9 protein-coding genes are annotated in these 12,508 nt (G+C 47.3%); 4 read left to right on the top strand and 5 right to left on the bottom strand.

Annotated elements, in window-relative coordinates; all coding sequences use genetic code 11:
• The first annotated feature begins 30 nt into the window (after positions 1 to 30).
• Positions 31 to 2,469, top strand: coding sequence for a membrane-bound PQQ-dependent dehydrogenase, glucose/quinate/shikimate family (locus tag ABNV41_RS10910; RefSeq protein ID WP_050818462.1), 2,439 nt, complete (start codon positions 31 to 33; stop codon positions 2,467 to 2,469).
• 102 nt (positions 2,470 to 2,571) lie between these two features.
• Here ABNV41_RS10910 and ABNV41_RS10905 read toward each other — a convergent pair whose 3' ends face one another.
• The 4 genes from ABNV41_RS10905 to ABNV41_RS10890 form a co-directional block, all read right to left on the bottom strand.
• The gene (locus ABNV41_RS10905) at positions 2,572 to 3,564 is read right to left on the bottom strand and encodes a hypothetical protein (protein ID WP_196332582.1); all 993 of its coding nucleotides are present in this window, start codon (positions 3,562 to 3,564) and stop codon (positions 2,572 to 2,574) included.
• Complete coding sequence (locus tag ABNV41_RS10900; RefSeq protein ID WP_408735224.1) at positions 3,564 to 5,054, bottom strand: amino acid permease; 1,491 nt, start codon at positions 5,052 to 5,054, stop codon at positions 3,564 to 3,566. The genes ABNV41_RS10905 and ABNV41_RS10900 overlap by 1 nt, the downstream gene beginning before the upstream one ends.
• Before the next feature lie 432 nt (positions 5,055 to 5,486).
• A complete protein-coding gene (locus ABNV41_RS10895) occupies positions 5,487 to 6,281 on the bottom strand; it encodes a family 1 encapsulin nanocompartment shell protein (RefSeq protein ID WP_050818461.1) in 795 nt (264 codons plus the stop codon).
• A 3-nt stretch (positions 6,282 to 6,284) separates the two neighbouring features.
• The gene (locus ABNV41_RS10890) at positions 6,285 to 7,316 is read right to left on the bottom strand and encodes a Dyp-type peroxidase (protein ID WP_050818460.1); all 1,032 of its coding nucleotides are present in this window, start codon (positions 7,314 to 7,316) and stop codon (positions 6,285 to 6,287) included.
• A gap of 334 nt (positions 7,317 to 7,650) precedes the next feature.
• On the opposite strand from ABNV41_RS10890, the gene ABNV41_RS10885 reads away from it, so the two are divergent.
• Entirely contained in the window at positions 7,651 to 9,084 is a 1,434-nt protein-coding gene (locus tag ABNV41_RS10885) for a cytochrome ubiquinol oxidase subunit I (RefSeq protein WP_050818459.1), read from the top strand.
• Positions 9,085 to 9,089: 5 nt separating this feature from the next.
• Positions 9,090 to 10,106, top strand: a complete 1,017-nt coding sequence (gene cydB / locus ABNV41_RS10880) for a cytochrome d ubiquinol oxidase subunit II (RefSeq protein WP_196332581.1) — start codon at positions 9,090 to 9,092, stop codon at positions 10,104 to 10,106.
• A 193-nt stretch (positions 10,107 to 10,299) separates the two neighbouring features.
• On the opposite strand, the gene ABNV41_RS10870 is transcribed toward cydB, so the two are convergent.
• Positions 10,300 to 10,632 (bottom strand): hypothetical protein, encoded by a 333-nt coding sequence (locus ABNV41_RS10870; protein WP_196332580.1) that lies wholly within the window; start codon positions 10,630 to 10,632, stop codon positions 10,300 to 10,302.
• A gap of 353 nt (positions 10,633 to 10,985) precedes the next feature.
• Here ABNV41_RS10870 and proP point away from each other — a divergent pair, with 353 nt between their 5' ends.
• Positions 10,986 to 12,446, top strand: a complete 1,461-nt coding sequence (proP, locus tag ABNV41_RS10865; protein WP_050818458.1) for a glycine betaine/L-proline transporter ProP — start codon at positions 10,986 to 10,988, stop codon at positions 12,444 to 12,446.
• The last annotated feature ends 62 nt before the right edge of the window (positions 12,447 to 12,508 follow it).

Below are 12,508 nucleotides of genomic sequence, written 5' to 3'. Positions count from 1 at the left end.
GCCGGACATTGATATTATTGGAGTGATAAAATGGCTGATATCCAGCCCACAGATCACCAACCACCTTTAGGTGGTATCTATCGCGCTTTTTTCTCTTTAATAAGTTTTCTTGCAGGATGTGCTCTTGTTTATGGAGGGGGGAAACTTCTTCTTTTGGGCGGATCTGCTTATTACCTCCTTGCTGGCTTGGCATATATTGCGGCGGCTATTCTGGTCTTTCTCAAAAATCGTTTTTCTTTGTGGGTAGCTATAGGCACATTTATTGCAACGTGCTTATGGGCTATCTTTGATACCCCAGAATTTGGATATTGGGCCCTGCTGCCACGCTTGGTGGTTCCAGCTATTTTATTCACGTTAAATATTTGGGCTGTGGCGACCTTTTCCAATATCAGCCAATCAGTACGGCGCAAAAGCGTTTTTACAGGTTTAGGTATTGTTGGATGTTTGCTGCTTACTCTTGTTGAAGCATTTTACCCACATGGGCAGATTATTTCTCCAGAAGTAGCAGAAAAAAATCCCGAATTGGCACAGACAGATAAAGCTGATGGGCCAGAAGATTGGGAGTTTTTTGGCAGGAATGCAGCCGGAACGCGTTACGCACCGTATACCCAGATTACCCCGCAAAATGTTGATAAGCTGAAAGTCGCCTGGGTGTATCATACAGGTCGGCGGATACGTGGTGCGGGAACAGGGGTTGATGAAAATACGCCCGAACAAATTGGGAATGTATTGTATTCCTGCACGCCAGAAAACCTTATCACGGCACTGGATGCTGATACAGGTAAACCGATCTGGAAGTTTGACCCGAAAGCTCATACTGCAGAGCACGTAACATGCCGCGGTGTTGGTTATTACGATATTGATAAAGATGTATCACTTACCGAAGCAGAAAAAACAGCTGATTCAGCACAGATGTGCCGACAGCGTATTCTGGTTTCAACGGTAGATGCCCGTTTTATCGCGCTAGATGCACATACAGGCACACCATGCGCTGGTTTTGGTGTTGATGGTGCAGTGGATCTTAAACCTCAGATGGGGCCGGTAGAAAGGGGCAGACGTTACCATCCAACTTCTATGCCTGTTGTTATGGGGCATGTGGCTGTTATTGGTGGCTGGGTGCGTGATATCGTGCACGGTGAGCCATCGGGCGTTGTGCGTGCATATGATGTGCGGAATGGTTCCTTGGTTTGGGCGTGGGATGTTGGCCATCCGGACAACACTGGCGCACCGCCAGAAGGCCAGACCTATACATTGGAAACGCCTAATGTGTGGACGGTTCCGACATATGATAAAGAACTCAATCTTGTGTATTTGCCTACAGGCAATGGCCCACCAGATTACTGGGGTGGTGACCGTGATGCTGTAAAAGAAAAGTTTGGTGCTGCCATTGTGGCTGTGGATGCAGCAACAGGCAAAACCAAATGGGTTTTTCAAACAGTTCATCACGATGTATGGGATTATGATCTGCCTTCTCAACCTGTGCTGTATACGGTTACAAATGCACAGGGTGAAAAAATTCCAGCACTGATCCAGACTACAAAAACCGGCCATATTTTTGTTGTGGATCGTCGAACAGGCACTCCGGTGACCGAGGTGCAGGAACGCAAGGTTGCCACGTCTCCTTCCGCACAGGGCGAGCATCTTTCTCCTACACAACCTTTCTCGGTGGGGATGCCCGTTATTGGTGCAGATCCGCTTACAGAAAGCGCTATGTGGGGTGTGAGCACGTTTGATCAGCTTTATTGCCGGATCATGTTCAAGAACTCTGTTTATGAAGGGCCGTTTACCCCACCGGGTGAAAAGCCTTACATTGAATGGCCGAGCCTTTTGGGCGGTATGAACTGGGGCGGCATCTCTATTGATGAAGCTAAGGGCGTTATGTTTGTAAATGACATGCGTATGCCCTTGCGTATGTCTTTGGTGACGCACGAAGAAGCTAAAAAATATAAATCTTCTACAGATGAAGTGCCGGGCTTTATGGGTACAATACGCCCGCAAATTGCAGGGCCTTATTCTGGTGTAAGAATTGATATTCTGCAGTCACCACTTGCGGTGCCGTGCAACACACCACCTTTTGGCACCATGAGTGCGATTGACCTGCATACCAAGAAATTGCTGTGGCAGGTGCCAATGGGCACCACGCAGGATCTGGGCCCTATGGGTATTAAAACCCATTTGCCAATTCCTATGGGTATGCCCACGCTTGGGGGGCCAACCTCCACAGCTTCTGGGTTAGTCTTTTTTGCAGGAACGCAGGATTATTATTTGCGGGCGCTTAATTCTGCCAACGGCAAGGAAGTGTGGCGTGAGCGTTTGCCAGTTGGAGCCGTGGCAGCACCACTGATCTATCGTTCACCTAAAACGGGTAAGGAATATATTGTTATTTCTGCCGGTGGTATGAGCCATTCTCCAGATGTAGGCGATTATATTATTGCCTATGCGCTGCCTGATGGTGCTGCGCAGAAATAAAGAACGACTAGAATGAGCCTAAGAAAAATCCCCACTTACGAGTGGGGATTTTTTGTGGGCAAAGAGTGAATAAGGAAGGGAGGCTAGGTTTTGTAAATCCGGTCAGTATAATGCGTTAAAGGCAAACTGTGGTGATACAACGCGGGATGTATTATGCCCCGCATAATAAACAGAAACACCAGCAATCACGCCATAATTGGGTGTCCAGTTGTATTCTAATGCTGGGGCAACCTGCCAATCTCCCGAACCCGAGCTGAGTTCATCTACTTTCAGGCCAGAAGCGTAGTGTCCCTTTAGGCGGGAGCCATTGGCCCAATCTCGCGCTACGTCAATTGCAAAAACCCATCTTTGAGTAATGCCATATTCCAAGGAAAATCCTGCTTCACCATACATGCCGGGCTGTCCGTGACCACGGAAACCGCGTGTGGTGCCATAACTTGTAACATCTCTTAGGTGAGCAGAATTAAGTGCTCGGCGGAAGGTTGCCCATAGCCGTAACCGCAACTCGTGGTTATTGGGCATGGTGTATGTGGATTGTTCGGTTAATGTTGCGCGGTATGTGTAAACCCCACTGCCAACACCATCCTGCGAGCGTCCCAGATGAGAGTAATCACCCGTAGGAAAGGAAACGCCGGTAATCAGATTGAGTGTGGGAATAAACCGTTTGGGGTCTGCCGTCAGATAGCGCCACATCAGATCAACGGGAACATCCCCAATTTTCAGGCCACTACTGGTTGTATCACCATGCTTCCACCGATAGCTGATGGCCGGAGTGGTTTGAATACTCAGGTAATCAGTTAAGGCATATCGGTAAATGGTAAAGCTGGTAACCGATTGCTGACGTGGGGAGGACATGGGCACATTATTATTGTGCGGCCCGATCATACCTGAGGGTACAGAGTAGTACATATAAGGTTCTAAAAGGAACATACCCTGTTTGGAGAGGGGGCCTGATGGAGAAACAAGAGACCCCGTGTACCACTGATCGGCAGCGTATGCGCTATGAGAGTATGTGGTTGCAGTAATGGCGGATAAGGCAAGAGGCAGAAGGAAACGCAAAGATTTAGAAGAAAAATATCTGATAATGCTGCTCATCAAATGTGCTCCTTGGAAACCTGATTGTTTTCCGCACATGGAAAGTTTGCATCATCAGTAAGTTCCACTGAGGAGAGTGTTTGTGGAACAATATTGTGTGGCTTCTGGCTGGAGGTTTTCCATCCGATAATGAGCACAACAGCCAATAATGGAATAGCGGCGATGGACATGGTGCCGGTTGGGTAATCCAGCGCCATCAGCAGTAAAATGCAAAGGAAAAACACAATGCTTAGCCAGGATGTAAAAGGGGCTCCAGGCATTGCAAAACCTGTAGGAGCAATGCGACCAGCCTTAATAGCTTGGCGCAATTTGATCTGGCATAAGAGAATAAAGCACCAGGTGCTGATTATTCCCAAAGACGCCATATTAAGAACGATTTCAAAAATTTGTGATGGCAGAAGGTAGTTTAACCCAACACCAACCAGATAAATGGCAACAGTTGTAAGAATGGCAGCTGCTGGCACAGATTGTTTGTTCATATGTGTGAGGTAACGTGGTGCGGAACCGTTGAGCGCCAGCGCCCGAAGCACTCGGCCTGTGGAATAAAGGCCAGAGTTCAGGCTGGAAAGTGCTGCGGTGAGCACCACAATGTTCATAAGGGAATCTACTCCCGGAACACCCAGTTTGGAAAAAAACGTTACAAATGGACTAATCCCTGCCTGATAAGATGACCACGGCAGAAGCAGCACAAGAAGAGTAACAGTACCAACGTAAAAAATAATAATCCGCCAAATAACATTGTTGATGGCAGATGGCAGGATTTCACGCACATTCTGGCATTCACCAGCGGCAGTGCCAATCATCTCAATACCAAAATAGGCGAAGACAACACCTTGCATGAGAGCAAGCGCAGGGAGTGCTCCATGAGGGAATAGGCCACCATGCTCAGTAATCAACTGCAGGCCAGTTGTGTGTCCATCAATTGGAACGCGCAGGCCTAAAATAGCACTTCCCACAACAAGAAAAATTAAAAGTGCGGCAACTTTAATCAGCGAGAACCAGAATTCCATCTCGCCAAACCATTTTACACCAATAAGATTCATTGATGTGATGACCATAAGGGCCATTAACGCCATGACCCATTGAGGAACAGCCGCAAATATGCCCCAGAAATGCATGTAAAGGGCAATGGCGGTAATATCGACAATACCTGTCATGGCCCAACTGAAAAACGACAGTGCACCCGCGACATAAGAAGCACGAGGCCCCAGAAATTCCAGCGCGTAGGAAACAAAACTGCCGCTGGTAGGCCGGTACATAACCAGTTCCCCCAATGCTCTGAGCATAAGGAAGGAAAAAATGCCGCAAACGAGATAAACGATTGCAAGAGAGGGGCCTACAGCCTGAAGCCTGCTTCCTGCGCCAAGAAAAAGACCAGTGCCAATTGCGCCTCCTATAGAGATCATTTGGATCTGACGTTTGCCTAACGCTTGTTTATATCCTTCTGAAGTCTGTTGAAGGGGGTGGGATGAAGACGTTTTTGTGTCCAAAATTTCTATCTCCATAACAACAGACAGTGCGAAATCTGCAGTATATTTAATGGAACGCACCTTGTTTCGATAATGCAATAACAGTAATCGCAAGATCAGGGAAGTCATTGCAGAATCGAAATGCCGTAGATTTGATGTATAGTTTGTTTTATAAAAATAAACTACATAGAGTTTATTGGAGTTTTTATGGGGTGTGTAACCTATTTTATTTGCATTTATTTAAGTTAAACCAGAAATAAAAAAGTAAAAAACTTTTTATATATTATATGGCGTAATTAAAAATATATTATAATATCTAAATAAGGAATTATTTTTGATAAATACAAATCAATTGTTTATTCATAAAATAAGATAAATAATGATATTTATTGGATGTTTAAGTGAGGTGTCGTGACGGTCTTACCGTCAATGGCACGACACCTCTTTAAAAAGTTACGCGATGCAGACAGTTGCTTCGCTTGTAAGCACACGGAAAGTGAAGCTTTCCTGAAGATACAATTCAACGGTTTCTGCTGTATGGCTTAGATAGCCGATAGAAAAGTCCTGCCCGATATCAAGCTGTAAATCTCCACCACGTTTGGAGATAACAAAGGCACCTTCAATAGCTGGAGCCCAAATGGGTTCTCCTTCAATCAGGCTTTCAATATGCTTAAGCACGGGGTAGCCAACATCATCTCCGCCACTCACGGCTTGATAAGCTTTTGTGCCAAGAACGAGGGCATAAGGGCCGTTGACACCAGCGAGGCGCAAGGTGTCCAGCGCACTGGTAATAGCCCGAGGGTAATCTTTTGCAGAAGCCGGCAGTTTTGTATGAGGGTTGGATGATGCCTGCCGAATGCCCTTAATGCCAGCGGCGGTATAGCCATCGAAAATAGCACGGTCTTCCGCAAAGGCAATTTTTTGGGCGGCATCCTTAACGGGCTGCCAATCAGAATCCAGAGAGCCACGTTCTACGGCATCAATTTCCGCGCGTGATAAGGTAAAGGGCACGCGCACTTCAATAAGTGGAAGCACTTCGCGCTGTACAGCCTGTACGCCATCACTTGGCGGCTGGATCTGTTTGTTACGGCCCGTGCCAACGCTGGAAAATGCTGTACCTTTGGGTTCTGGTGTATCAACCACGCGCCGGCCAGCCAGATTGCGACGAATGGCGCGAGAGGCTTCCTGTTCAATTTCAGCCCAAGCTGCGTGAGAAATGGGGGCGAGATGTTTATGCAGGTTGTTCATGTTTTAGGCGTCCTTATTGTTTAATGATCCAATGCCAAGAGAACCGTGCAGAGCTTTGGGGGTTTGAGGAGCCGTTACAGGTTCTGGAGATGCCTGTGTATTTTCTGTGCCGAAGTTGGGAGCATCGTCAAGAAACTCACTGGTGGGAATAAAGAAAAGCGACCCTGTTACCGCTGTGCTGACATCTAGAATTCTATCGTAATTGCCCGGGGGCTTTCCGATAAACATATTTTGTAACATCTGCTCTGTGCGTGCAGGAGAACGCGCATAGCCAATAAAGTATGTGCCAAACTCTCCTTTACCCACTTCCCCAAAAGGCATGTTGTCACGCACAATTTGAAGCTGCTGCCCGTTTTCTTCAATGTTGGTCAGAACATTGTGCGCGTAGCTGGGTTTGGCGGCTTCGGGCAATTCTATGTCGGATACTTTTTTACGGCCGATAATGTGTTCCTGAACCTCAGTTGGTATGGCATCCCATTTTTTCAGGTCATGCAGGTATTTCTGCACAATAACGTAACTACCGCCCGTAAAGGCTGGGTCTTCATCTCCAATAACAGTTGCTGCAAAAGCTGCCTGCCCGGTTGGGTTTTCGGTGCCATCAACAAAACCGAGCAGATCTCGTGCATCAAAATACTTAAAGCCGTGTACCTCATCTACAACTTTTGCAGCACCTTCTAAGCGGGAGGTAAGGGCTGTTGCCAGTTCAAAGCATAAATCCATACGCGTAGCGCGTATATGAAACAGAAGGTCCCCCGGTGTTGAGGGGGCGTGATGAACGCCGTTAATTTCCTGAAAAGGATGAAGCTCCTTAGGGCGTGGTGCGCCAAAAAGGAGATCCCATGTGTTTGAGCCAATACCGGCAATACAGCTTAATTTTCCATCAGGAATACGAAACCCGACACCTCGTACAAGTGAAGAAATATCACCAAGCAGATCCAGAACCTGAGTGCGCACCGTGGGGGCATCATTCAGGGTCATCACAAGAAAAAGGGCCGATTGCGTTAATTTGGTATCAACTGGCTGCGGTGTAACCACTGTGAGGGAACTCCTGAATGCATGACGCGTTATATAATCGCAACGGATGCCTAGCATAGGCAGATGAATATTTGTGGCAAGATGGCAGGTGGTATCTAATAAACACATCCATCAGATAATATTTTTCTATGATAAGCACCTTTTATCATAAGATAAGTAAAAGGTCTTGGACGCACACTTACTGTTGATCTAGGTTTATAACCAAATCATGGTGGTGTTGTTTCCGGTGTATAATGCACATTTATGGCATTAACGGCGTATAGATAGCGTTTTCATTAATATCCAACGTCAATTTTCGGTCAAAATACCACAATTATAAGTTTGGAAAGAACCTATGCAACCTGCGCATGATATTGCGCTTCTTTTGGCGCGCTTCCAGTTTGCCTTTACTGTTGGTGTTCATATCATCTTTCCGGCCTTTTCAATTGGGCTGGCAGCTTACTTGGCTGTATTGGAAGGATGCTGGCTGAAAACCGGACGTTCTGTTTTCCTTGATCTATATCGTTACTGGATCAAGGTGTTTTCAATCGTTTTTGGTATGGGCGTGGTCTCCGGTCTGGTGATGTCGTATGAATTCGGCACGAACTGGTCGGTTTTTTCTCAAAAGGCAGGACCTATTACAGGGGTTCTTTTGTCTTATGAGGTTATGACAGCCTTTTTTCTTGAGGCCGGGTTTCTTGGCATCATGCTATTCGGCATGAACAAGGTTGGGCGCAAGTTGCATTTTGCGGCTACGTGCTGTGTATCAGTCGGCACTTTGATTTCCATGACGTGGATACTGTCTTCCAACTCATGGATGCAAACGCCGCGTGGCTACATGATAGATCCCGCAACAGGGCGTTTTATGCCAGCAGATTGGTTGGCCATTATCTTTAATCCGTCTTTCCCATTCCGTTTGGTACACATGGGGTTAGCGGCTTTTTTGTCTGTTGCCTTTATTGTTGGCGCAACAGGCGCGTGGCATATGCTTAAAGCGCGGCGAGAAGGCAAAGCCGCTACGGCTCCAGTGCGTACTATGTTTTCTATGGCCATGTGGATGGCAGCTATTGTCGCCCCGCTACAGATCATGGCAGGTGATGCGCATGGCCTGAATACCTTGAAATATCAGCCAGCAAAAATTGCAGCTATGGAAGGGGATTGGGATTCCACAGCCCGTGCGCCGGAGCTTTTGTTTGGTATTCCCAACATGAAAACCGAGCATACCGATTACGCGGTAAAGGTTCCGCTGCTTGGCTCCCTGATTTTAACGCATAGTCTGGAAGGCAAAGTGCCGGGGCTGAAAGACTTCCCGCGTGATCAACGTCCACCCTCACAGGTTATCTTCTTTTCCTTCCGTATCATGGTTGCACTTGGTGTGCTCATGATGTTGGTTGGCTTCTGGTCTTTGTGGCTGCGGCGTACACGTACCTTGTTTACGAACGCTGTGTTCCATCGTGTTGCGGTGTGTATGGCGCCAGCAGGTTTTCTGGCCTTGCTGTGTGGCTGGGTTACCACGGAAGTGGGGCGGCAGCCTTGGACAGTTTATGGTCTGCTCAGAACATCGCAAAGTGTTTCACCAATTATGCTGCCCAGCATGGCTATAACAATGACAGCCTTTGTTGTGGTGTATGTGATTGTGTTTGGTTCTGGCATTGGCATTTTGGTGCGCCAACTGGGGCACGCACCGCAGGAAGGTGAGCAGGAAACCAGCTCTGCAAACGCATCCGACATTTTGGCAGAACGTATGCATCCGGAAGTTATTGAATCTACTTCTGGTAAGGGAGCTTGAATATAATGGATCTTACATATTGGCTCCCGATTATATGGGCCGTTATTTTGGTAGCGGCTATTTCGATCTACGTCATTCTGGATGGTTTTGATCTTGGCATTGGCATGCTGTTTGCATTGGAGCGTGATCCTGGCCGCCGCAATGTGATGGTGAGCACCATTGCCCCGGTATGGGATGGCAATGAAACATGGATGGTGCTGGGTGGGGCTGTGCTTTACGGTGTATTTCCGGGAGCATATGGTACGCTTTTGCCTGCGTTTTACTTACCAATCATTCTTATGCTGCTGGCGCTGATTTTTCGTGGCGTGGCATTTGAATTTCGGGTCATGACACATGGTACAGGCCGCGAGAAGTTATGGAATGTCGGTTTCATGGCAGGGTCTGGCATTGCCGCATTTTGTCAGGGCGCCATTCTTGGGGGCGTTGTTCAGGGTGTAAAAGTTGTTGATGGTGCCTTTGCCGGAAGTGCGCTTGATTGGCTGACGCCTTTTAGCATTCTGTGTGGTCTCGCCGTGATGTGTGGTTATGCTTTGTTAGGAGCAACCTGGCTGATTTGGCGCACGACCGGAGCGCTAGAAGCATCTTGCCGCCGCTGGGCAAGTAAGCTGGCCATCGGGTTGTTTGTGGGGATTGTAGCTGTCAGTCTGTGGACACCACTGTTGCATGCACCTTATTTACGCCGTTGGACAGATTGGCCCAATATCGTTTTTGTTCTTCCTGTGCCAGTTCTTGTGGCTGTGTTGGGCGTTCTGTTCGTGCGTGGCTTAAGGCATGAACATTCCAAAGGCCCATTTCTATGTGCGCTCGGCTGGTTCTTTTTATGCCTTTCCGGTTTGGGTATTACGGTTTGGCCTTATATTGTGCCGCCCGGTCTGACACTTTGGGATGTTTCGGCCCCCCCAAGTAGCCAATTGTTCCAGCTTGTTGGCACAGTTATTCTGCTACCAATTATCCTAACCTACACAATTTATTCCTATCGTGTGTTTCGCGGAAAGGTGACGGAAACAGATGGCTATCACTAAAATTGTTCAGGGAAATGGCGATGGTGCCCCAAAGAATATTGGGGCACGGATTGGATGGTTTGTAGCTATCTGGACGCTGAGTACCGCAGTGTTTTTTGCCGGGGCCTCTTTATTACACCTGATGATTCCCAAATAGGTAAGTTTGAAATTCCCCTGCTTTGCGAGAAGCAGGGGAACACCTTAAAAATGTATTTTATTTTGAGGTAGCAGTATTCTCTTTTGGTTGTTTTGCTGAATTATCCGTGTTGTTTTTTGAAACAGTGTCAGCATTTTCTAATTGGCTGCGTGGTGTGCTTTTAAAGGGCGGGATTTTTTGTCCTGGTAAGTAATAAGGCCCTTGGTAATTCTGATCGAGTTGAGCATTGTTAAGTCTGTCGATCATATTATCGCCCGTTCCATCAGAATAAATGGAAGATTGCGGCATGGGGCCTGCCCTGTGCGGTTTAGAAGTGCTCTGCGCAAAAGCTGGCACTGCTAAGCATCCTAAAGCCATTCCTGTATATATGATCTGTTTTATGCGTGACATGAGGAATTTCTCTTTGCTGAGTATAGGCGAAGGAGAATGGATAGGCTCATCAAAACAGAAGCCTCTTTATAACTGTTTATGGATATGCGGCGTTCCTCAGTGAACGCAAAGAGTTTTTCATTTACGGAGAATGCAACATTCATGCTGGTATTTCGTTTCTAAGGCATGACTTTGTTTTGCATTCAATGGGTATACTAAAGTTGTTTAAAGTATTGTTTTTTAATGTGTAAATTACTTTACCAAACAAAACATCATAAAATAGTATAATTTAGAAAAATATTGAATAAATTTCTGCACAATGATAATATTTTAGATGCACATTACGTATGAAATAAGAGGTGAGGGAATATTTTATGAAGGATTCTGGAGCGGCGCACGCGCATTTTGGTTGGTTTAAGCGCCGTAAACAGATGAAGCCGCAGGACATTACTGTTGTTGATGCCCAGATGTTAAACAAAGCAGTGGGCGCAGCCGCTTTGGGTAATGCCATGGAGTGGTTCGACTTTGGTGTCTATGGTTATATTGCCGTCACGCTGGGGCAGGTCTTTTTTCCATCGGATGATGCTGCCACTCGTCTGATTGCAACTTTTGCTACGTTTACTGTTGCATTTCTGGTCAGGCCTCTTGGCGGTATGGTTTTTGGGCCGCTGGGGGATCGGTACGGGCGGCAGAAAGTACTGGCCTTTACCATGATCGCAATGGCAATCGGCACGTTCTCTATCGGCCTGATTCCATCTTATGCCCAAATTGGTTTATGGGCTCCGTTGCTCTTGCTGCTGGCGCGTTTGGTGCAGGGGTTTTCAACCGGTGGGGAATATGCCGGTGCGGCCACCTTTATCGCAGAATATTCCACCGATAAAAATCGCGGGCTTATGGGCAGTTGGCTGGAGTTTGGTACTCTGGCTGGATATGTGGCAGGCGCAGGCATTGTAACAGCCTTGCAAATTGGCCTGAGCCATACGGCCATGTTGCAGTGGGGATGGCGTATTCCCTTTTTAATTGCCGGCCCACTGGGGCTGCTGGGGGTATATATGCGCTCCCGGTTGGAAGAAACGCCAGCTTTTCAAGCGTATGCAGAACAGGCCGCGCAGCGGGATGATGAAAAACCGGGCTGGGGTGAACTGCTACGTGTGCATTGGCGCCAGTTGCTCAAATGCATGGGCCTTGTGCTGGTATTTAACGTAACCGACTATATGCTGCTGACGTACATCCCCAGCTATCTGACGGTTGCTTTAGGCTATGCTGAAAGCAAAGGGCTTTTGCTGATTATCATCGTTATGCTGATGATGATGCCATTGAACGTAATGGGTGGGTATTTAAGCGATAAACTGGGGCGTCGCCCCATGATTATCGGTGCCTGTATTGCTCTTCTGGTGCTGTCTATTCCTTCAGTTCTGCTGTTGCAGAGTGGGAATGATTGGCTGATTTTTGCGGGCCTTATGCTTCTTGGTCTTGCGCTTGTCTGCTTTACCAGCAGCATGCCATCCACTTTGCCAGCGCTTTTCTATACACCTATCAGATATACCGCGCTTTCTATGGCGTTTAACGTATCTGTTTCCATGTTTGGTGGCACAACACCGTTGGTAACAGCATGGCTGGTGGGGCATACGGGTAACCTGCTTATGCCAGCTTATTACCTCATGTTTGCGGGTGTTGTTGGTATTGTGACAATGCTGACGGTGAAGGAAACAGCTTGCATGCCTTTGCGAGGGTCACCACCAGCTGTGGGAAGCGAGGCTGAAGTTAAAAAGATACTTCAGGGGGATCACCCAATCACGGTAGATTCTACGTTACCGCCTATTCCTCAGGAATAAGGTGAAGCGGAATAGTATTTCTATGATGCAGGTTCAGCATGAAACCACTCATGCTGAGCCTG

The sequence above is a fragment of the Acetobacter sp. A11-2 genome (genome assembly GCF_040208445.1).
Classification (GTDB): Bacteria; Pseudomonadota; Alphaproteobacteria; order Acetobacterales; family Acetobacteraceae; genus Acetobacter; species Acetobacter oryzoeni.
The sequence above is the reverse complement of the archived record's forward strand: the minus strand, read 5'-3'. Positions and strand labels throughout refer to the sequence as shown.